Genomic DNA, 21,140 nt, shown 5'->3' on the forward strand with positions numbered 1-21,140 from the left:
CGTGCGGAGCGCGGGGAACGCCCAAAAGAGCATTAAGGATTTCAACAAGAAGACGAAGGAAGAACTTCTCGAAATGATGAAGACCGCTTATTCCGAACGCCACTTCCAGATGTACGAAGCTCTCCGCAAGGGCGCTACCGTCGAGGAAGTGAACGCCGTGACCTACGAAAAGGCATACTTCATTGAACAGATGAAGGAACTCGTCGAACATGAAGAAGAAATGCTCAAGACTCCGGGCATGCACCCGAAGGATGAAATCCTCATCAAGGCCAAGAAGGATGGCTTCGGCGATAAGTACATCGCAAAGATCCTCGGCATCCGTGAAAAGGACGTTCGAGCAAAGCGTATCGAACTTGGCATGGTTGAAGGCTGGTGCGCAGTGCCCGTAAGCGGCGTGAAGGACCAGTACTACTACTATTCTACCAACAACTGCAAGGACGAATCTACCGCCACCAATAACCCGAAAAAGATCATGATCCTCGGCGGTGGCCCGGACAGAATCGGCCAGGGTATCGAATTCGACTATTGCTGCTGCCACGTTGCAATGGCTCTCCGCGAAATGGGTTACGAAACCATCATGGTGAACTGCAACCCGGATAGCCGCGCAGCGAGCCAAGCGACAATAAACTTGTTTATTGTCATTTGGCGAGCCAGGGGAAAGAGGCGAAGCCTCCAACCGTTTCTACCGACTACGATACTTCCGACAAGCTGTACTTAGAACCGGTTACCCTCGAAGACGTTCTCCAGATTTACAAGAAGGAACAGCCCGCAGGCGTTATCGTGCAGTTCGGTGGCCAAATTCCGCTGAACATCGCCCGCGCACTCAGCGACGAAGGCGTGAAGAATCTCGGTACCAGCATCGATTCCATCGACATCGCTGAAGACCGCGACCTGTTCCGCAAGATGATGGACCAGCTGGAAATCCCGATGCCCGAAAGCGACATGGAAGTTATTTACGACGAAAACATGCTCCGCGAATATGTTGCCAAGGCCGTCGGCGTTACTCCGCGGCAATAGTGAGGAATTTGTTGGAATGCTAAGTCCACATATTTGATTTTTCTCTACATATCCAGTATTGTGAAAAACGCTTAAATGGGCGTGGTGTTTGACTATTTTCTATGGTTAACTACTTCTAATTCTATATAAATTAAGGAGTAAAAGATGAAGAAACCGCTTTCTATGATAGCGATTTGTGCTCTTGCTATGGGCGCAAATGCTGAGGACAAGTCATTTGATATGCTTGGCCGCCAGAACAACACTGCAAATTATGCTAAGACCGTAGAAACTGCTGCAGGTAAAAATAATATGCAGCAGAACAAGTCTGCTTTGATGAAGGCTAGCAATGCAAGATACGGCTCTCTTACCATGGGTGAGTATGAATACCAACTTTATCAAGGTAAAGTATACGCAATTGATGGAGAAGAAGTTTCGGAAGACGACTTCTTAGAAAGGTCTAACGATAAGATAGTTTGTACTCGCGAGCTCGATTATGCTGATTATACCGATTGGAAGTATCCGGAATTTTGGATTTATAGTAAGCCTTATTATGGCCCTAAGGACAGGTCTTATGATTATGAAAGCAACATTTTCAAGAAGAGTTCTTTTACTGCAGGAGGTAGTGCAGAACAAATCCATCTTCTTTCGGATTATTATGGCTGTTTAGGAAATCGTAGGGTTGCTCCTATCAATTGGGCTTCAAAATATGCCGGTGATAATAGTTACTCCATATGTGGACTTTCTTCCCATAGCACGGCTTTAGCATACCTTCTTACGGCGGCTACTGCGGGAAGTGTATATTCTTCTTTAAATCGACTCGTTGGTGAAAGTAAGGGAACGAATCATTTCTATCCATTGCCGTATTCTCACGATGTTCCTGTTGGTGTTGCCACGGGGCGAAATGTTTCGGCTGGATTGGAAAAGGCTAGTAAAAACAATGATTTGACTGATGAAATTGATCAGTATGTATATGATTTTCGTGTGACCGAATTTGCTGGTGCTGGCAATAGCGGTTCATCAGGTGAAATGACGTCTTCCAATGCAAATATTCTAATTTTCGATTTAGCAATAAAAATGATTTTATAAATGGCATCCCGAAGTTGTTAAGGCTCTCCTGTTGACATCCAGCACGAATCCTGTGACCAGTTCTACTGATTATACCGCAAGCAAGCTAAATAAGAAAATCCTGAAGGGCGTTCCTAATTACAGCGCTATGATTGGCTTGAATCGTTCTAAATTCTGGACAGGTCCCAACAATGCCATTGATAATTATGGCACTATTCATGTTGAAGAAGCTAATGGTATTGTTGCGGGTAAAACTTATCGTGTTGCTATTGCCTGGCTGGTTAATCCTAAATCTGTTAAACCTTCTAATTCTAAGACTGAAGAAAGAATCCCTATGGTCTTTGGCTTGAATGTTTCTCAGTACAAAGGCAACACTGCAACTTCCCAGATTAGAAATGCTACCTTCCAGTATGTGGAATTTGTTGCGAAGAATAATAATCCGATTAAGATTAATATTTCCCGTACAAGAAATGATGTTGCAACTGATGATATTATTCTCGGTTTCAACTTCTATCGTGTTCCGTAATAATTGTTGTTTTAGTTCTGAATTGTGAAGAAAGCCTGTGGAAATTTTTCCGCAGGCTTTTTGTAGAAATAAGAAAAGACCAACTTTAAAAAGCGGGTCTTTTCTAATCCGAGAAGTGTCGCGGCGCCATTGGTACCGCAAACAACGATTATTCTTCTTCTGCGGGCTTCTTGGAGAGCTGCTTTCTCTTGATGGGATCCAGCTCGGTCTTGCGGAGGCGCAGAACTTCCGGAGTGACTTCGATGCATTCGTCTTCGTTAATGAAGGTAACGCATTCTTCCAGAGTCAGACGGCGATACGGAGTCAGCTGGATCATATCATCAGCAGACTTGGAACGCATATTGGTCAGGTGCTTACCCTTGGTGACGTTCACGGTGATATCCACATCACGGTTGTGTTCGCCAACGATCATGCCCGGATAAACTTCAGCGCCCGGTCCGATGATGAGGTAGCCGCGGTCTTCCAGGTTAGAAAGAGCGTAGCTAGCGGCTTCACCCGGTTCCTTAGCAATGAGCACGCCGTTGATACGAGCCGGGATTTCTCCCTTGTACGGTTCGTAGCCCTTGAAGATGGACTGGCTGATGGCGTAACCCTTGGAGAGGGACAGGAGTCTGGGACGGATACCGATAAGGCCGCGAGAAGGAACGTTGAATTCCAAGGTGACGCGATCGTTTTCATCGGTGGTCATGTTGGTCATTTCGCCCTTACGCTGCTGGATTTCCTGAATGCAGGCGCCGCTAAATTCGTTAGGTACTTCGACCTTGAATTCTTCGACCGGTTCCAGGAGCTTGCCGTTTTCGTCGTTCTTGAAAATCACCTGGGGAGAACCGATGGTGAATTCATAGAGTTCACGACGCATATTTTCCACCAGAATGGTCAGATGGAGAATGCCGCGGCCAGAAACCTTGAAGTTGGAAGCACCGTCAGCCTTTTCCACCAGGAGGGCGGGATCAGCCATGTGTGCGCGTTCCAGACGTTCCTGGAGCTGGTTACCAGTCATGAACTTACCACCGTACTTACCTGCCAAGGGGGAGGTGTTCACGGTGAACATCATGGAGATGGTGGGCGGGTCAATGTGGATACGGGGCAGTTCCACAGGATTCTTCGGATCGGACAGGGTATCGCCGATGTCGAAGTTGTCGAAACCTGCCAGAAGAACAATGTCGCCCGGACCGGCTTCTTCAACCGGCTGGGGAGAAAGACCGTCGTAGCGGAGAACCTTCTGGAGACGGACGTTCTTGAACTTGCCGTCGACAGTGGACTGTGCAACAGTCAGACCCGGCTTGAACAGACCGTTCTGGACGCGGCCCACTGCCAAGCGACCGAGGAAGCCGGAGTATTCCAGAGAGGTAATCTGCATGAGGGGTTCGGCATTCGGATCGCCCTTGGGTGCCGGAATGCGTTCGATAATCTTGTCCATGAGGATGGAGAAATCGCCATCCGGATCTTCCATTTCTGCCTTGCAGATACCGCGACGGCCGGAACCGAACACCTTGTCGAAGTCCAGCTGTTCTTCAGTTGCGTCAAGTTCGCAGAACAGGTCGAAAACCTTGTCCAGAGCGCCATGGGGATTGCAACCGTCACGGTCGATCTTGTTCACGACGACGATAGGAATAAGGCCCATCTGGAGAGCCTTCTGGGTTACGAAACGGGTCTGGGCCATTGGACCTTCGAAAGCGTCCACCACCAAAATCACACCGTCAACGGTACCAAGAACGCGTTCTACCTGGCCACCGAAGTCGGCATGCCCCGGGGTATCCACGATGTTCACGCGGTAGCCCTTGTACATCACGTTGGTGTTCTTGGAAAGGATGGTAATGCCGCGTTCGCGTTCCAGGTTGTCGGAGTCCATCACGCGTTCGTTGACTTCTTCACCTTCGTGGAAGGTTCCGCACTGCTTGAGGAGCTGGTCCACCAGGGTAGTTTTACCGTGGTCAACGTGGGCGATGATGGCGACGTTTCTGATTTTAGATTGATCCATAGGGCCTTCTTATATATAGAAAGGTTTATTTTTGGGCGCAAATTTAGAAAAATAGCACAATCATGGCAAGTTAGCTTTGAGTGTGGAACTGTGAGCATTGCGCAAAAAACACCCTTACAGGCCTCATAGCTCATAACTCATGGCTCATAGCTCGTAACTCATGGCTTTTTTACTATATTTGGGCTACTATGGCAAAGAATAAAGATCTTGATAATTTTGATGACGACGAAATGGACGAGGCCGCCCTCGAAAAGTTCGAGTCCGAAGAAGAATCCTCTGCCCCGGTTGTCCGTGACTACAGCGACCGTTGCATTTTGGTGTGGGAAGAAGACGATGCTCGCCGTGAGGCTTGCCTCGAAGTGCTGACCGATCTTCTGGTTGGCGCTACGATTAAGGCTGTCAAGACTGAGGCCGAAGCCCAGGAACAGCTTGAAAACGACGACTGGGATACCTTTGTGGTTGACTTCTATACCGATGGCGTTTCTAGCAGCGAATTCATCAAGAATGCAAATAACTATCCGGGCTCTATCCTGGTAGCTATCAACATGGCTCCTCTGACTCTTGCTGAAGAACGTGAACCTGCCCGTACAGAACTGCTCCGCAGACTGTTTGACGTGGAACGCGCTAACACTCAGATTAGAGCTTAATTCGCCTAATCGGCTGCAAATTTTAAAACGACCGCTTTCTGGAGCGGCCGTTTTTTTCGTTAGAGGATTCCCGGTGTGGGTGTGGCCAGCTTCCAGGCGGTTGAATCCTGACGGTTTTTCCACTGCTCCAGGTTCAGTTGGGAGGAGGCGCCATTTTTGCCCGAGGGAACTGCGGGTACTACATTAGGGTGTAGCGAGTCTGGTTCCGAGGCGTAGTAAAGCGAATCCAGCGTAATGTCGTCGCACTTGAGGATGACGAACCCTTTGGAATTTCCCATGTCGTTCCAGCCGTCGGTCCCGATGTGGAGGGCGGGTGTATTTTGGCTGTTGGGGTTTCCCAGAACGAGGATCTCGTTAGGCGGAATCTCGCTGACGGTGAGGGGGATGAACTTGGTGGAACTGGAGCTGGTGAGCCCGATGGCGCAGTCGTCAAGAATCAGGGTGTCCAGGCTGCCGTTGTAGATTTCTACAAATTCGTATTGGGTAGTGTCCTTATTGTCGGGGGCGGCCATCACTTCGGTAATCAGGAGTTCGTTGGCCTTGGGCTTGCGGTATCCTGCTGGCAGGGGGAGTGTCAATTCCACGTTCTTTTCTGGTGCGAGGTTCACCATCAGCGAAACCTGGCTCCTGAGCGAATTTAATGTCAGATTTGGAACGGGGCTGTCTTCCGTCAAAAGGAACTTGTCTTTCAGCTTGTAGATGCCCTTTCCATCTTCGCCGAACAGTGTGATTTCCACATCGTAGTTGGCCCCCAGTTTCAACATTCCGCTCTTGAAAATACCGGCGGTTGCCGTCTGGGTCATGGGGATGGTATAACTGTCCTTGTCGGATGTAAGGGTCATGGTTCCCCGGGTAACTCCCGCACTGTTGTTCAGACCCAACGGAACCTCGATGTAGACAAAGCCTACGATGGCGTGCATCTGGATGCTCAGGTTTACGGCAGCGCCTGCAGAAAGCTTGGCTTCCAGTTCTCCCATCTGCTGCAGGTCTCCGTTGGCATAAATCTTTGCCTTGAAACTCCAGTGGTCGCTGGGAAACAGGTCCAGGCTGAAGTCGGGATTTCCTGGGGCATGAATCAAATGGAGCGTGTCCGGGCCGAGGCAGTCAAGAACAAGACTGTCTACCAGAGGGGTTTCGGTATAGGAAAACCTCAGGGAAACGCTGGTCTTTTCGACGTCAACAGACGAAAGCTGGTTGTTGGTGGAGTCTGTCCCGCAGTTCCAGAAAAATGCGGCGCAGAACAAGATGGCGGCCAAGAAACACTTGGTCGAGATGCGGTTAAGAATCGGACTCATAAAACCTCCTGTTTTGAAGTGGTCCACTTCTTAACACGAGTTTTTGATCCAGAAAATCGCCTTTTACGCTGTAAAAAGATTTTTACTTTCGGGGCCTGCGAAATCTTAAAGCTTAAGGGGCTTTTGGCCGTTTTGTTGCCTGTTCCCTTGGAGTTTTGTGGCGCAGGCTTTATCTTGCCGAAGAATTTTAACCAGGGCGCTGGGACTGAGGTTGAATGCGGCTGCTGCGGTCTTGGTATCACCCCCCTTGGCGGCCATAATATCAAATACATGAGCTACGAAAAGGGGGAATAACGCATTGGAGGTCTGGATGTGACCGTTGCTGCCGGGAAAAGGAATTTCCGGGTTTGCTGGTGTTTCTCGAACTTGCAGGGCTAGGGCCATCTGCATTCGGTGCAATGCATGGATCTTATTTTCGTGAGCGCTCCTACCTTCGCAGGATTTGATTTCTAAATTGAATTCACGAAGAGTTAAAAGGACTCCTGTGTTGGTCTTGTTGCGGTGCTGGCCGCCGGGACCGCTGCCTTGATACCCCTTGAGGGTGCAGGCTCGAAGGAGTTCATCCAAGGTCATTTTTAGGTAGGTGTCGCGATGCATGTACTGAAAAATAAAATAGTTTTGGCCGCTGTTGCCGGAATTCTCATGTTTTTTGCTGGCTGTGCTGGTTCCTCTAGCTCGTTAAGCGAATCTGCTGCCGTTAAGGATGCAAAGGCTCAGAATCGCGAAATTGATAAGCAGGCCGCCCTGGAAGCCATGTTCCAGAAGTTCCTTGCCGCCATTCGCGTCGATACTCCTGCAGACACCTTGCTGGAAATGCTGACCGACCCTTCGGAAAACTGGTTGGATGAACTGGAACGTCATGCCATGTCCTACACCGAGGCGGAACTGGATACCTGCCAGTTTTACGAAATTTATTCCATACTCCTTTACCGTCTATACGAACGTGAACACCTGTGGGAAGTTTCCGAAGATCGCATGCTGTGGCTCTACCTTTCTAAGGCGGGAATGTTCCAGCGCTTTACCAGCCTGAAACTTGGGCCCATGAAGGTGAAAAATGACCGCGGCAGCATTGGTCTTGCCAATAGCCCCGAGGTTCCCATTATGCTGTTTGAATGGGATGATAACGACTGGAAGTTAGACCTAGTGGAAACGGTTCCCCTGATTACCAAGGGCGTTGAAGCTACCGCCGTGAAGAAGAACTGGACTGACAAGAAATTGGCCCTGTACTGGCTGGATAGGGAATACCATCTGCAGTATAGCCGACTGGATGAATCCCTGTTCAATCCTATTGGATTCTAACGCTTTTTCGTTGGTTTTATAATGAGTAAAAGCTTTGTTCGTGTGCTTGGCCTCTGTCTGTTAGCGGTATCCTTGTGCGTATCCGCCCCGGCCTCCCCAAAATCAACTAAGACCGGCTATACTTCGGGTTCCGCAAAAATTCTTGGTGCCGTAGATTCCCGCCGACCCTTTAGTGGCGACCGTCTGTTTGCGACGCTGGATTCTGTTGGCGGTACGGGCACGTGGATGGAATGGGATGTGAACGGCGTAAAGGATCCGTCCCTGATGGAAGTGCTGAATCCTATGCTCAAGGCTGAAAATAAGCCGGAAATGGTTTGGGTACTTACGGAACGTCAACTTCCCTTGCTGGCTGTACTCCTGCAGAAAGGTGCTGGTGAAGTGCTGATGTTTTATGAACTGAAAAAGCTGGATGCAAAGCCCGAAAAATTGACAATCAATCCTGTACTTTCTAACTCCGTGGTGTTTAGAGATTATAAACAAGTTTCTGAAAATGAATTTATTCATATAGATAAGCCTAACTTGAAAATCAAGACCATGAGCAATGGATTCCGCTTTACTTATGAAAACCGCGTAGATTCTCCGCTAACCTTGGATCCGACTTATTCGACCAAGACTTTTGTGGAGAAAAAGGCGATGCTTAGGGATTATGAGGATTACTTCAAGTATGAGTATTCCCTGATGCTTCGTGCTTTTGTCCAGTCTGTTCGAGGCGTGTTCAATTGGCAGCCCTGGCATTGGTATATGCAGGAATGGAATGCTAACTATAAAATGCCGTCAGAGGAACTGGATGCCATTCTCAGTAGCGGTGTGATGCCTCCTTTCTTTACGCTTTTTAAGGCCAAGACGGCTCGAGGCGAAGTGGTTGAATTTAGGACCAATGGAAACGGCTATTCCGAATTGCTGGTGACTAATCCCTAGGTGCATTTTTCTATTTTGAAAACGTGAAGTTTTCAATATCAAATTTTGTTCTTGCGGCGCTGTTGGCGGTGCCTGCATTTGCCTCGAAAGTGGTGGAGGATTCCCAAAATCGCTTTGTGATGGATGATGAAGTCGCAAATACGGCTGTGCTGGATTGCGATGGTTACAAGGGTGGTTTTTTCCGACCGGAAAATGCCACTTATTTCGATGGAAACGGTGTTCCGTTTAGAACGTATAGCATTGCCTTGCCGACGAAGGAATTGCCTCAGGTTTTCATATCTGATGAGCGTCTGCTTGAATTGGGCAAGCCTGTCTGTGCTGATCCGGAAAGAATGGAGCCGGTGTCGTTTGGCTTTGGTCCGATTCAGATGTCTGAAGCAGTTCAGCGAGATGGCCTCTGGCTTACGGATATCCGGGTGCCTCTTTACGTGAAAAGAGGAAACTCTGTTGCACTTCGCAAGAACTTTAGACTGAACGTCAAGTTTAACGGACGGGCTGCAGGTGTGAAGCCTGGTCTGAGAGGACTTGCCCGTGCACTGAACGTGAACGGGGCTTCGCGCTTTGGCGCGAACCAGAAGGCTTTGCAGAAAAGCCTTCGCAAGTCCGCCTCTAGCGATTACTCCGACGTTGAATTTCTGGCACAGTTCTTTGTAGGCGATAAAAAGCTTGGCTCGTTCTCTGAAGATGGCCTGTATGCTGTAGAGTATAGAAGTGTTCGTGCGGCAATGGTTTCCGCTCAACGAGAAGACGATCTCGTGGGCATACCTGTAGATAAGATTTGCCTATATGGTTCGTCTCAGGATACCCTTGCGGCAATTGGTCCTGGTGCGGCGGAACGCAATCCCAATCAAATTTTTGAAATCCCCATTGAGGTTAGAGACCATTCTCCTTCTAGTTCCAAGGCTGACGGAACTTTTGGCGAGGGAGACTCCATTGTATTTGTTGGATACGGAAACGGCTTCTGGAAACGTTGTGACCGCGAAAATCCGTCGTTTAAAAACGGCGAGATGGACTACTTCCATTCCTATTCTCCCTATTCCTTTGACCAGGGATTCCTTCTTGGAAAGAAATATACGGGTAAGGGCAAGCGACTCTCGGACTTGGTTGAATCCCCTGCGGGAAAGGGCCGAGATGTGGAGTGGATGCGCTATGTACATGCCGAAGAAGATGCCTTGCTTAGGGATACTTATTACGGAAAGGACCTGAACTGGGAATCCGCTTCAGGTAAGGAATGGTTCTGGCATTGGCACTCGAGGTTTGATTCCACGCGGATTTCTGCTGCGGAGTTAAAAACGGATGAAACGTATACGTTGCCTGGCCTTGTGGAAGGCGGCAGGCAGTATGTTGCCGTAACGTACATGCCCCGCCGTTCTGTAAGTCATTCTTCTGCAGAAAAAGCAAATGACCAGAAAAAAGACATCTATATGTCTAGCCGTAGTTATGCAGAAAGAATGGATTCCATCTTTTTTGCCGTAGAGGTGAACGGAACTAGAGTCCGCCGTGAGGCGACGACTTTGATGCCGGGGGGTAACTTTAGGATCGATGGCGTCGAACTTAAGAAGACTGGCAATTCCATTGCCCTGGATATGCTCCCGGGCGGCACACAGTATGATCGTTTTAACGGATACAGTTTTGCCTACCAGTGGAAGCCTGTTGTTGATTCTGCGGAATGGCTTTTGCCGGGAAATGTTTCGGGTGTGATCAACGTTCCGGTTCCGTCTGGTACGCAGGTCATGAAGTTTAAGAATCTTCAGCCTGTCGGCTATTTGCGTTCATCCAACGGTGTTGCCAAGGATAGCGTGGCCAGCGAGGATGATGTTCGCTATCTTGCCGTTCGTTCGGATGCGTTTAGAGAGGACTTGAGGGTTGCTGGTTTTTCTAGACCCAATAGCGGTGTCCTTAAGGATTTGACTCGCCCTAATTCAAAGTTGGAGTATTTGATCATTGCTCCTCCTGACTTTATTAATGAAGCTGTTGCCTTGGCTGAGTTTAGGGCCGGCGGTTCTGCTGTAAGTTCTATTGCCACCTCTGTAGTAAATCTTGAAGACATTTACAGAACGTACACGGCAGGGCGCCTTTCTCCGGTTGCAATTAGAAACTACCTGTCTTACGTTTACTCTGTATGCCCCGATTTCCGTTATGTCCTTTTGGTCGGCTCGGGAACTTTCGATTACCGCGGCATGAACAGCCGACTGACGCCAAATCATTTCCCGACCTACCAGGATGAAGACTATGTGTCCGAGGATTTTTATGGCGTACTGGATTCGGGTGAAGTGATTCGCTTTGGACCTTATGAGCTGGATGTTGCCGTTGGGCGAATTCCTGCCCAGTCTCCGTCTGCGTTTGCCAACTATGTTCGCAAGGCGAAAGATCATGAAATGCTGAAAACGTTTGACAATTCTAGTTGGCGTTCTGTCATTTTGTTGGCTGCAGATGATGCCTGGAATAATGGCGGTGTCGATAATATCCCTCATACCACTTTTCAGGAAAATACGGCTAAAACAATCAGTGATCGTTCTGAAGAAAAGAATATTCGCTGGGATATGAAGAAAATTTACCTGGTGGATTATGAACGGGATGCTTCTGGACAGAAAAAACTCGCTGCCGAAAACTTTATCAGTATTTTGAACCAGGGAGCCCTGATTACCACGTACTATGGACATGGTTCGAAGACGGACTGGGCTGTAGAAGGTTTGATGAAGCCCAGCTATGTTAAGAAACTTTCTAATAAGGGACGATATACCATATTGGCTTCGTTCTCCTGTACGGTTGGCCGTTTTGATGAAGGAACTGTTCCGTCACTTTCAGAAGAAATGTTAATGGCTAGTGGCGCAGGTTCTATTGTTTCCATTGGTGCGACTAGAGAAACTTTTGCCTCGGAGAATAAAACCTTCGGATTGAATTTCATGAGCTTTGCCTTGACCTCTGATTCCGTCCGTCGCATTGGTGATGCTTACGTAGGTTCCAAACGTTATTCCACTTTATCTGGAAACCAGCGTTATAATGAAGGACGCTATGTATTGTTAGGCGAACCGGTCATTGGTCTGCCGATTTCTGAATATAAAGTGAAACTAGATAAACCTCTGGAACAGATTAAGGCGCTTGACAAATTGACTTTGTCTGGAACTGTAGATGGTCTTGATGATGGATATATCGTGTTGAACTTGAAAGAAGGCCGTTCGTACAAAACGGTTGATTTGCAAAATTCGATGAACGAAGAATTGGAAGTGTTCTTGAATGGTCCTCTGATTTATTCTGAAGAAGTGGCTGTGAAGAATGGACGGTTCTCTACAGAATTTGTCACCCCGCGTAAAATGTCCTTTGGTGATTCCCTGGCGGAATTTACAACGTGGGCGTATTCAAAGAAATCCGCTGCTGTTGGCCGCTCCCTAATTGGACATTTGAGAATCGCAGGAATATCCAACTATGCAGATTCCTTGAAGGATACTGTTCCCCCCACAATCAAGATTCAGTCTTGTATATCGGGGGCAATGGCAACCTACTTTGTTGACGGACAAAACATAAAGCTTCAGGCTCCTGCATGCTTGCAAGTTGAAGTGGAAGATTCTACGGCCCTCGATTTTAGGGAACAGGCTGATGAGGGAATTTCCTTTGAAGTCGAAGGTGTTCAGGATCCGTTCCATCCAAGCCCTTATCTTGAACAGAATTCCAAATATGCTAAGGTCCGTATGAACTTTAGTACGGAACAATATCCTGCGGGATCCTACTTGTTTAAAGTGAGGGCCCTGGATGTTGTTGGAAATGCTGCTACGAAAACGTTGGTGGTCGAAATTACTGACGAGATGGAGACGGGCCTGGCCGATGTTTTCAATGCTCCGAACCCCATGGGTAAAAAGGGAACGACTTTCTACTTTAAGAATTTCGCTGATTCCAGAGTAAACATTTTCATCTACAATCAGAATGGCCGTCTGGTGAAGGTCTTGAAGGATGCCGTATCGGGTGTGACCCGCTGGGATGGCCGCGATGATCGTAACCGCCTTCTTGCTAATGGGCTGTATCACTATGTGGTACGTTGCGAAGTTCCTGCGTCGGAAGGTGTGAAAAAGAAAACTTGGACTAAAAAACAGAAACTATTGATTTCGAGGTAATTATGGATTTGAGAGAAAAACCGGGTAAGATTCAGTCTTTTTTGGAGATCATGCTGCGTATACGCCTGATTTCCATTGTGGCTATCGTCGTTGCTTCCATCAGCTTTATGGCCTCCAGCTGGCAGGGCATTGCCTCCTTGCCCTTGGGAGCGTCTGAAGCGCTGGGAATGTGGATGGCCGAGGTGGAAGGTGTTGCAGGGGTCTGGGCTAATGCTCAGTATCTGAGCGTGGCTGCCATTGCCGCCGTTGTACTGTTCGCTATTTTTGGAAGCGTTCGCGGTGCGGTTGCGTCTGCCGTTTCTTTTGGCTTGGCATTTGGCGCTCTCTACATCTTGGGCGGTAACGAAAACATGCCTGTCATGATGTTTGGCGCTTTGGCGATTGTTTCGCTGGTGGCTCTTGTTGTGGTGAAGGTCCCCTTTGCCTGTGGACTTTTCCCCTTTGTCTTGGCCTGGATTTTCTGGAGCGGACTTTGTGCCGTTCTGCCGGCTAGCCTGGAACCCACCTGGCTTGTGTGGGCTGTGCTTTCTGCTCTTGGATTTGCCAGTGCGATGTCCTTGTCTGCTGTGGCGGGCAAGCATCTGTCTGCCGGTGTGCCTGCTGCGGGTGCTTTGGTAAAGGCTGCGAAGCAGATGTTTGTCCCGGTGCTTGCGGCTTCCTTGCTAGCTGTGTGCGCCGTGGCTTTTGACATGCCTGCCGCTAACGCTGTGGATGCCGCCCAGGCGTCCGATGCTGCTGCAAATGCCGCCGATGCCGCCAAGACTTCTAATTTGAATTACTGGGGCGCAGCCCTTTACTTCTTCGTTTTCAATTTGTGGTTCTTCGTTCTGCAGTTCCCCATTATGTCCTTTGCCCCTTGGGAACGCCTCCGCTCCGGAAGCCGCCGCGTAGAAATGAAGGACAAGAAGAAGGCTGCCGGCAAGAAAAACTCGAAGAAGAAATAGTCGATTCGAACATCTTTGTTTTGCGAAACTCCTCCGCATGGGGGAGTTTTTTATTTGCGGTGGTTGTCTCTGCTGGTTTACAGAAAATGAAAATTACAAAAATATGATAAATAGGATTGAGGGGGTTGAAGGTTGCCTTAGGAGGCTCTTTAATAGGAAATTTTTGTTTGAATTACAAATAGTGTAAATAATTTTATTTGGGTAATTCATAAAGTGTAAGCCTTTTTGGGGGAACGTCGGGGCGGTAAAATCTAACAGATAAAAAAAAGAAGATGCGTTCAAACCCTTATAGAATAAGGGATTGAGACGGTTTCGTCTATTTTTTTTTGCCAACTGAAAATCTGAGTTGGCATGGTCTTTGCGTATGGGTGGCGGAAACAAAAATAAACTCAACACAAGGATGAAATCATGAAGCTCGTTACAGCTTACATTCAACCCGAAAGGCTAAATAGCGTAAAGCAGTCTCTATACGAGGCTGAAATTTTCAAGATGTCAGTCACCAACGTTCTGGGCTGCGGTCAGCAGAAGGGACACACTCAGGTGTATCGTGGCGTTGAAACCGAAGTGAACCTGCTTAAGAAGATTTGTATTCGTATCGCCGTAAACGATGAATTCGTTCAGCCCTGCATCGATGCAATCATTGCTGGCGCCCGTTCTGGTAACATCGGCGATGGCAAAATTTTTGTGACGAACCTTGAACAATGTATCCGTATCCGTACCGGTGAAACTGGCCCGGAAGCTATTGGCTAATAAGGAGGTATAAAAATGGCTGATACACTTTCTACTATCGTCGATACCGCCGCTGCTGTAGCTGATACCGTTTCTAGCGCCGCCGCTGCTGTTGTTGAATCTGTTGCCGAAGCTGCTGCTCCTGTGGCTGCCGCCGTGGAAGCCGCTGCCGCTCCCGCTGCAGAAGCTGCTCCCTCTGTAGGTGAAGCAATCTTCATGACCGAAAATATCTGGATCATGATTTCCGCAATGCTGGTGTTCATCATGGGCCTTGGCTTTGCTTGCGTTGAATCCGGTCTTTGCCGTGCAAAGAGCGCTTCCAACATCTGCTTTAAGAACGTGGCTGTTCCCGCTATCGGTATTTCCGTGTACGCATTGCTGGGCTTTGGCTTGATGTATCCGGGTGAATTTAACGGTTGGCTTGGCTTTGCAGGCTTCGGCATTGGCGACTGGATGAATCCCGCCAACTTCACTGCCGCTTATAACGGTCACTTCTCCCTGTTCACTGACTGGCTGTTCCAGGCTATGTTTGCCGCTACCGCCGCAACCATCGTTTCCGGTGCCGTTGCTGAACGTATCAAACTTTCCTCCTTCCTGGTGTTCACCTTCTTCTACGTAGCATTCGTCTACCCGGTAGTTGGTTCCTGGGTTTGGGGTGGTGGCTGGCTCTCCAACTTCGCTGCATTCGGTGCAGAAGGCTTCCACGACCTGGCTGGTTCTGAACTGGTTCACTCCGTTGGTGGCTGGGGCGCTCTCGCTGGCGTAATCATTCTCGGACCCCGTATCGGCAAGTATGTGAACGGCAAGGCTCATGCAATTCCCGCTCACAACGTTCCGCTGGCAACTATCGGTGTGTTTATCCTGTGGTTCGGCTGGTGGGGATTCAACGGCGGTTCCGCTCTCTCCGGCAACCCCTTCGATACCTCTCTGATTCTTGTGACTACTAACTTGGCTGCTGTGGCTGGCATCATTACCGCAACTGCAACTTCCTGGATTATCGCAAAGAAGCCCGATGCCACCATGGCTCTCAACGGATGCTTGGCTGGTCTGGTTGCAATCACCGCTCCTGCTGATACCGTTTCCCCGCTCAGTGCCTGGATCATTGGTGCAATCGGTGGTGTGATCGTAGTCCTGGCTGTGTACTTCTTCGAAAAGCTCCGCTTGGACGACCCGGTTGGTGCTCTCTCCGTTCACCTGGTCAACGGTATCTGGGGTACCCTTGCAGTTGGTATCTTCGATTACACCGGCCGCTTCAACTTCTCCACCCAGCTTCTCGGTGTCGTTGCCTACGCAATCCCCTGCTTCCTCTCTGCTTGCCTGATCTTCATCGTGATCAAGAAGACTATGGGCCTCCGCGTTAGCGAAAAGGAAGAACTCCGCGGTCTCGATCTTGCAGAACACGGACAGGAATCTTATGGTGGCTTCCAGATCTTCAGCAACATGTAAGATCAGGAAAACCGCCTGGACTTTCGCGGCAAACGTCGCAATAAGTTAAAGCCATAATAAAAACAAGGACCTCGTACCGAATGGTACGGGGTTTCTTTTTCTTCTGTATCATATAAGGTAAGATTTGTTTCATATACTGAATAAAATTTTTAAATGATTGATGAAATTGGGTAAAATTAAAGAAAAACTAATATTTTGTATCATTTTCTGTTGACTTTTTGAAAAAACCTAGTTATATTGAACATGCAAGAGAGGAAATATGAAACCGATTACTGAGTATCAAGATTATCGCTGCTACATGCAGGATTTTTACGAAGAACGGAAGCAAAAGTCCGCTTTTACCTGGCGCGAGTTTTCCAGGATGGCTGATTTTTCGTCACCTTCTTATTTGAAGTTGGTGTGTGATGGTAAAACTTCTCTGAGTCGGGTGGGTGTGCCCAAGGTGGCTGCCGCTATGGGACTGGCTGGTTTTGAGTTGACCTACTTTGAAAAGATGGTTGAGTTTGGAAATGCAAAAATAGACGCCAAGAAAAAGGCTTGTTTCGAAGAGATGACTAAGATTGCCAAGGAACAGAAGGCGCGTGTCATAGACTCTGACACCTTTGCCTATTATGAATCTGCGGTCAACACCATCGTTCGCGAATTGGCTCCTCTGATGCCCGGTGCCTTGCCTCTGGAAATGGCGCGAAAGATAAAGCACACTTTTACGGCTCAGCAGGTCAGGGATTCGCTCGGTCTGTTGACGAAGGCGAATTTACTTCAGGAAACGGGTGTCAATGAATACCGTCAGACGGATCGTGTCATTTCGGGTTCTACGGAAGCGATTCCCTTGGCGTTACGTTCCCTGAATCGCGAGATGATTGATTTTGCGAGGGAAGCTATTGAAAATGTGGATCCTCGAGAAAGGAATATTTCTGGTATAACTATGGGGGTAGATGCCAAAACATTCGAACGCATCAATAAGGAGGTTGATGAATTTCGCAGACGGATTATGGCGATCGCCAGTGAATGCGAGAATATCGATCAGGTCTATCGTTTGAATTTGCAATTTTTCCCGTTGACGGAAAAAATTTAGGGAGAACAATATGAAAAAGAGAAATGGCCTTTTCGCAATTTTTTTGACGGCGATGCTATGCGCCTGCGGATCCGAAGGCGTGGCTGGTGTTGACGAACAGGGTAATTCTATTGCCGATGACCCGACTGGAGGAAATCAAAATTCCAGTTCCAGCGAAGTTATCGAAAGTTCTGGCTCCGGTATGGGTTATTCTAGCAACGATAACGGATCTTCGGATCCTGGTTTTGATCCGGGCTTTGATCCGGGCTTTGATCCCAGCATCCCACAGGGGAACATTCATATAATTGAGTTCTCTGGAGCATCTTTAGATAGCGTGTACAACTACATTCTCTTGCCCCGCGAACTTTATGATATGGCTCCTGATAATTGCGGCTCGCCGGAATGTGATTTCCGTACGGTTAAGGGAGGTACCCAATCTGGTTACTTGTCTCTTGAGGAGCATGATTTTTCTTCCGAAGTTATGTGTGAAGCTGGTTTTACCTACTCCTACAGGGTGGTCAGGGAAGCCGGTGTTGTTCAAAAGATCTTGAGGACAGATGATCAGAATGTTCGGGATGTTTTTGAAAATGCCTGTGCTGCCGAAGACGGAATTCTGAAAGAAGATGTATGTAAGGTTGTGCTTACTGAAGGGGCTGCAAATAAAACACCTTATGTAGATCCTTATTGGGCGTCCTTTGCCACAGAAGTTATAAACAAATGTCACAATTAAAGTAAGGAGGAAACTATGAATTACAAAATGCTAACATGCGGCATTGCCGCCCTGGGTTTGCTTGCCTGTTCCGATAACAGCTCAAGTCCCGAGGAAGTCTCTCCTCAATATACGCCGGCAGCGGGATTGAATGAGGTTGAGTTCTCTGGAGCATCTTTAGATAGCGTGTACAACTACATTCTCTTGCCCCGCGAACTTTATGATATGGCTCCTGATAATTGCGGCTTGCCGGAATGTGATTTCCGTACGGTTAAGGGAGGTACCCAATCTGGCTACTTGTCTCTTGAGGAACATGATTTTTCTTCCGAAGTTATGTGTGAAACTGGTTTTACCTACTCCTACAGGGTGGTCAGGGAAGCCGGTGTTGTTCAAAAGATCTTGAGGACAGATGATCAGAATGTTCGGGATGTTTTTGAAAATGCCTGTGCTGCCGAAGACGGAATTCTGGCAGAAGATGTATGTAAGGTTGTGCTTACTGAAGGGGCTGCAAATAAAACACCTTATGAAGATCCTTATTGGGCGTCCTTTGCCGCAGAAGTTATAAACAAATGTCACGATTAAAGTAAGGAGGAAACTATGAATTACAAAATGCTAACATGCGGCATTGCCGCCCTGGGTTTGCTAGCCTGTTCCGATAACAGCTCAAGTCCCGAGGAAGTCTCTCCTCAATATACGCCGGCAGCGGGATTGAATGAGGTTTTGAAACCGAATGATGAAACTCCTAAGGTTCCTGACATGGATTCCGTGACGCGTGAAGAAAATTCGCAATCTCGTGAAGAAATTCTGGATTCCTATCGGGATGCGGGACATTTCTTGGACGAGAGGGTCGAAGTGGAGCCTTGTTCTACTGCTGATGACAAGGATGACCACTGCATGTTGAAAAAAGATTATGCCAAAGGCAGTGTCTATTTCAATTACCTGGGCTCGGAGGAATATATTCGTTGTGAACAGTATGAAGGACGCGCTTTGGAATATCGTGTTTCAATAAAGGATTCTGTGGTAACCCAGACGTTGACCGTGTCCGAAGCCAAGGGTCTTGTGGATACGATTCCTTTCTATGCCAGCTCTAGTGAAACAAGGTTGTCCCTTTCTTGCAAGGGCCAGTATAGTCACAATGTGGATGAAGGTTCCTATAGCTGTACCACAGTGATTGAACCGAATGTATTTAAGGAACAGTATGTGCTGATTCGAAATACGTATGAAAAGGAGGATGGTCCTGACTTTAGCAGTTTGACATGCGTAGTCGAGGGCGTAGATAAAGCCTCTGGAGCGGCTTATTGCATTGAACTTGATCACAATGGGTACATTGAGGAAGACGATTCCGATGTGGATTATGAATATGTGTACAAGGTTTATTCCGATGCAAAAAGTGCAGAAGAACTAGACTTTGATGCTATTGAAGAAGAATTCAAGAAACTCCATGATGGTTCTAACGTCACTTGTGCTAATGGCGTTTGCTTGCAGGAGACAACGTACTATTCCTACGCAAATGAATCTTGGGGGCAGTTTAGCAACGATGTTGTGGTAGATTGCCTTCAGATGCCAAGTACGCCACAAGAACAGCCCACATCCGATAATTAGAAGTGGGCTTGACGCTTAACGCATTTTTGGGAGCTAGGCGGTTACTTAGTGGCAGGGAAGGCAGCAATGCCTTCCTTCCATGCTTTTAGGGATTCGTTGGATGTATCTACGCCCCAATCGGCTTCGTGGCCTTTGCTTTGACTAAAGATGACAAGACCCTTGATTTTCGGGAATTCCGTGGGCAAAATGCGGAACATTTCCCGGAACCATTCTGCCTTGCTACCGCCGTGTTCTGAACAGGAAAATTCTGCGATGAACATGGGCTTGTTGAAACCTTCGATGGCTCTGTATGCAGCCCTGAACACTTGTGAGAAGCTTTGCCAGCTAGACCAGCTTTGTGCGGTACCCCAGTTGTAGCCGTCGATAGAGGTGTAGTCTACGTAGTCGTTGCCAGGGTAGGAACCCTTCAATGTGGACTTTGCGCCGCTGTTGCTAGCGTTTGTTGTCCAAACCCATTTGACGTTGGAGACGTTCTGGGCCCGGAAACGTTCTACGATGTGGCGGTAGGCTGCGGCAACTTTGTCTTCGGCGTTATTGACGGGATCTTTGCCTGTGCCCCAGGTGTACCAATCGCCGTTGGATTCATGAAGCGGTCGCAACCAGATTTCGGATCCGAATTCCTTCACGCCCTTAGCAAAATCATCCAGGTAGGCGTCGGTTTTGCCGTCGAGGATATCCTGCGCTGTGTAAGGCTGGGGCATCCAGGTAATCATCATGATGGAACCGCGCTTCTTTGCCATTTCAACGTAGGGCTTTGTCCAGGCCCAGTCATTGTATTGCCAAAGGACAAAATGGTGGATGACGTCGAGATGGCGCCCCTGCAATCTTTCAAAAGCCTCGACGTTGGCTTCCGTAGGCTGGGGGACTTCTTCCGGTCCGCCCACCCATGCTCCAAAGAACATGGAGTTGAAAGTCTCTGCATCTGGTGTAATGGGTCCCACTTGTGGCTCGGATGTGCTTGATGATGAAATGATGTTTAGTTCTGAAGAGCTGGATGAAGGTGCTATAGGAGTGTCCGCAGAAGAACTTGGCGGGATTGTCAAGGAGTCGCTATTTTCTATTGGATTTGACGGATTTTCAACGACTCCGCTGCCATAATCAGGTTGCTCTGTTGGCTGGGTGATTTCTGGATTTGTGACTTCGCCGGTTTGAATTTCAGTAGGAATGGATGGATCGTCGGGGCTGGCGATGCTGCTTGCTGGATTGGACGTTTTGGAAGTGCTGCATGCGAACATGAACAGGCACGCACTAGCCATGATAAATGACTTGATAAAAGCGTTTTTCATAGAATTTTGTTCTCCTGCCCTCAAAATAGAAGGAAATTGTGGAGAGATTACATTTTTTTATTTAGTTTGGAATAAAAAATGTTTTAACTGTTTTGAGCTTGCTGCTGAGTTGTATTCTATTTCAGGTTGATCAGTCCAAAGCCCGCCAGGCAAACCAGAATGCCCACCACTTTATTCCAGGTGATGGCTTCGTTATAAAGCCCATACCCAACGAAAATCAGGATGATGGCGAGAATGGTGGCCTGCACGATTTGCGCGATGCTTACGGGCCAGCCGGCTTTGTAGGCATAGATGAAGCCCACTTCAAGGCCAACCACGATAAGGCCAAGAACGATGGGCGCCCAATTCAGCTGCTTGAATTCAGCAAGCAGACTGCCGGACTTTCCCAGAATAAAGTAAAGAATGAGCGAGGCTATGGCTCCAACGCTGTAGGTAATGGCCAATGCTGCGAAGGGGTTCATTCCCTTGGAAACGGACTTGGCGCAAATCTGATAGATAACGTTGCAGGAAATGATTAGGGCCATGGGCCAAACG

18 protein-coding genes and 1 pseudogene are annotated in these 21,140 nt (G+C 48.1%); 14 read left to right on the forward strand and 5 right to left on the reverse strand.

Annotated features, from left to right (window positions below):
• Positions 1 to 34: 34 nt before the first annotated feature.
• From BUB38_RS02375 to BUB38_RS02385, 3 genes and pseudogenes are all read left to right on the forward strand, one after another.
• Positions 35 to 1,008, forward strand: a pseudogene (locus BUB38_RS02375) (carbamoyl phosphate synthase large subunit); the annotation flags it as partial.
• Between the two features lie 153 nt (positions 1,009 to 1,161).
• Positions 1,162 to 2,082, forward strand: a complete 921-nt coding sequence (locus tag BUB38_RS02380; RefSeq protein WP_073156459.1) for a hypothetical protein — start codon at positions 1,162 to 1,164, stop codon at positions 2,080 to 2,082.
• A gap of 52 nt (positions 2,083 to 2,134) precedes the next feature.
• Complete coding sequence (locus tag BUB38_RS02385; protein WP_088666629.1) at positions 2,135 to 2,587, forward strand: hypothetical protein; 453 nt, start codon at positions 2,135 to 2,137, stop codon at positions 2,585 to 2,587.
• Positions 2,588 to 2,735: 148 nt separating this feature from the next.
• On the opposite strand, the gene typA is transcribed toward BUB38_RS02385, so the two are convergent.
• Positions 2,736 to 4,568, reverse strand: a complete 1,833-nt coding sequence (gene typA / locus BUB38_RS02390; RefSeq protein WP_073156465.1) for a translational GTPase TypA — start codon at positions 4,566 to 4,568, stop codon at positions 2,736 to 2,738.
• Positions 4,569 to 4,756: 188 nt separating this feature from the next.
• Here typA and BUB38_RS02395 point away from each other — a divergent pair, with 188 nt between their 5' ends.
• Entirely contained in the window at positions 4,757 to 5,215 is a 459-nt protein-coding gene (locus BUB38_RS02395) for a hypothetical protein (RefSeq protein ID WP_073156469.1), read from the forward strand.
• Positions 5,216 to 5,274: 59 nt separating this feature from the next.
• Here the strand turns inward: BUB38_RS02395 and BUB38_RS02400 are convergent, their stop codons facing one another.
• Positions 5,275 to 6,510: a lamin tail domain-containing protein gene (locus BUB38_RS02400; protein ID WP_073156472.1), complete on the reverse strand. Its 1,236-nt coding sequence runs from the start codon at positions 6,508 to 6,510 to the stop codon at positions 5,275 to 5,277.
• A 105-nt stretch (positions 6,511 to 6,615) separates the two neighbouring features.
• A complete protein-coding gene (locus tag BUB38_RS02405) occupies positions 6,616 to 7,107 on the reverse strand; it encodes a peptide chain release factor family protein (RefSeq protein ID WP_073156475.1) in 492 nt (163 codons plus the stop codon).
• On the opposite strand from BUB38_RS02405, the gene BUB38_RS02410 reads away from it, so the two are divergent.
• The 10 genes from BUB38_RS02410 to BUB38_RS02455 all read left to right on the forward strand — a co-directional run bounded on the left by BUB38_RS02410 (position 7,102) and on the right by BUB38_RS02455 (position 19,320).
• Positions 7,102 to 7,809 carry a hypothetical protein gene (locus BUB38_RS02410; RefSeq protein ID WP_073156478.1) on the forward strand — a complete coding sequence of 236 codons (708 nt, stop codon included), beginning with the start codon at positions 7,102 to 7,104 and terminating at the stop codon, positions 7,807 to 7,809. The genes BUB38_RS02405 and BUB38_RS02410 overlap by 6 nt on opposite strands.
• A gap of 21 nt (positions 7,810 to 7,830) precedes the next feature.
• Positions 7,831 to 8,727, forward strand: coding sequence for a hypothetical protein (locus BUB38_RS02415; RefSeq protein WP_139258165.1), 897 nt, complete (start codon positions 7,831 to 7,833; stop codon positions 8,725 to 8,727).
• Between the two features lie 23 nt (positions 8,728 to 8,750).
• Positions 8,751 to 12,836: a C25 family cysteine peptidase gene (locus BUB38_RS02420; protein WP_073156484.1), complete on the forward strand. Its 4,086-nt coding sequence runs from the start codon at positions 8,751 to 8,753 to the stop codon at positions 12,834 to 12,836.
• Between the two features lie 2 nt (positions 12,837 to 12,838).
• Positions 12,839 to 13,780 (forward strand): hypothetical protein, encoded by a 942-nt coding sequence (locus tag BUB38_RS02425; protein WP_073156487.1) that lies wholly within the window; start codon positions 12,839 to 12,841, stop codon positions 13,778 to 13,780.
• Positions 13,781 to 14,188: 408 nt separating this feature from the next.
• Positions 14,189 to 14,530, forward strand: a complete 342-nt coding sequence (locus tag BUB38_RS02430; protein WP_073156489.1) for a P-II family nitrogen regulator — start codon at positions 14,189 to 14,191, stop codon at positions 14,528 to 14,530.
• A 15-nt stretch (positions 14,531 to 14,545) separates the two neighbouring features.
• Positions 14,546 to 15,955, forward strand: a complete 1,410-nt coding sequence (locus BUB38_RS02435; RefSeq protein WP_249269445.1) for an ammonium transporter — start codon at positions 14,546 to 14,548, stop codon at positions 15,953 to 15,955.
• Positions 15,956 to 16,214: 259 nt separating this feature from the next.
• The gene (locus BUB38_RS02440) at positions 16,215 to 17,030 is read left to right on the forward strand and encodes a TIGR02147 family protein (protein ID WP_073156491.1); all 816 of its coding nucleotides are present in this window, start codon (positions 16,215 to 16,217) and stop codon (positions 17,028 to 17,030) included.
• Positions 17,031 to 17,040: 10 nt separating this feature from the next.
• Complete coding sequence (locus BUB38_RS02445; RefSeq protein WP_073156494.1) at positions 17,041 to 17,739, forward strand: hypothetical protein; 699 nt, start codon at positions 17,041 to 17,043, stop codon at positions 17,737 to 17,739.
• 15 nt (positions 17,740 to 17,754) lie between these two features.
• Positions 17,755 to 18,300: a hypothetical protein gene (locus BUB38_RS02450; protein ID WP_073156496.1), complete on the forward strand. Its 546-nt coding sequence runs from the start codon at positions 17,755 to 17,757 to the stop codon at positions 18,298 to 18,300.
• Positions 18,301 to 18,315: 15 nt separating this feature from the next.
• Positions 18,316 to 19,320 (forward strand): hypothetical protein, encoded by a 1,005-nt coding sequence (locus BUB38_RS02455; RefSeq protein ID WP_073156499.1) that lies wholly within the window; start codon positions 18,316 to 18,318, stop codon positions 19,318 to 19,320.
• A gap of 41 nt (positions 19,321 to 19,361) precedes the next feature.
• Here BUB38_RS02455 and BUB38_RS02460 read toward each other — a convergent pair whose 3' ends face one another.
• Together BUB38_RS02460 and BUB38_RS02475 are read right to left on the reverse strand one after the other, a co-directional pair.
• Positions 19,362 to 20,606 (reverse strand): glycosyl hydrolase, encoded by a 1,245-nt coding sequence (locus BUB38_RS02460; protein ID WP_083541841.1) that lies wholly within the window; start codon positions 20,604 to 20,606, stop codon positions 19,362 to 19,364.
• A gap of 116 nt (positions 20,607 to 20,722) precedes the next feature.
• Positions 20,723 to 21,130 (reverse strand): EamA family transporter, encoded by a 408-nt coding sequence (locus BUB38_RS02475; RefSeq protein WP_217650853.1) that lies wholly within the window; start codon positions 21,128 to 21,130, stop codon positions 20,723 to 20,725.
• Between the last annotated feature and the right edge of the window lie 10 nt (positions 21,131 to 21,140).

The organism is Fibrobacter sp. UWH5, assembly GCF_900142505.1.
GTDB lineage: Bacteria > Fibrobacterota > Fibrobacteria > Fibrobacterales > Fibrobacteraceae > Fibrobacter.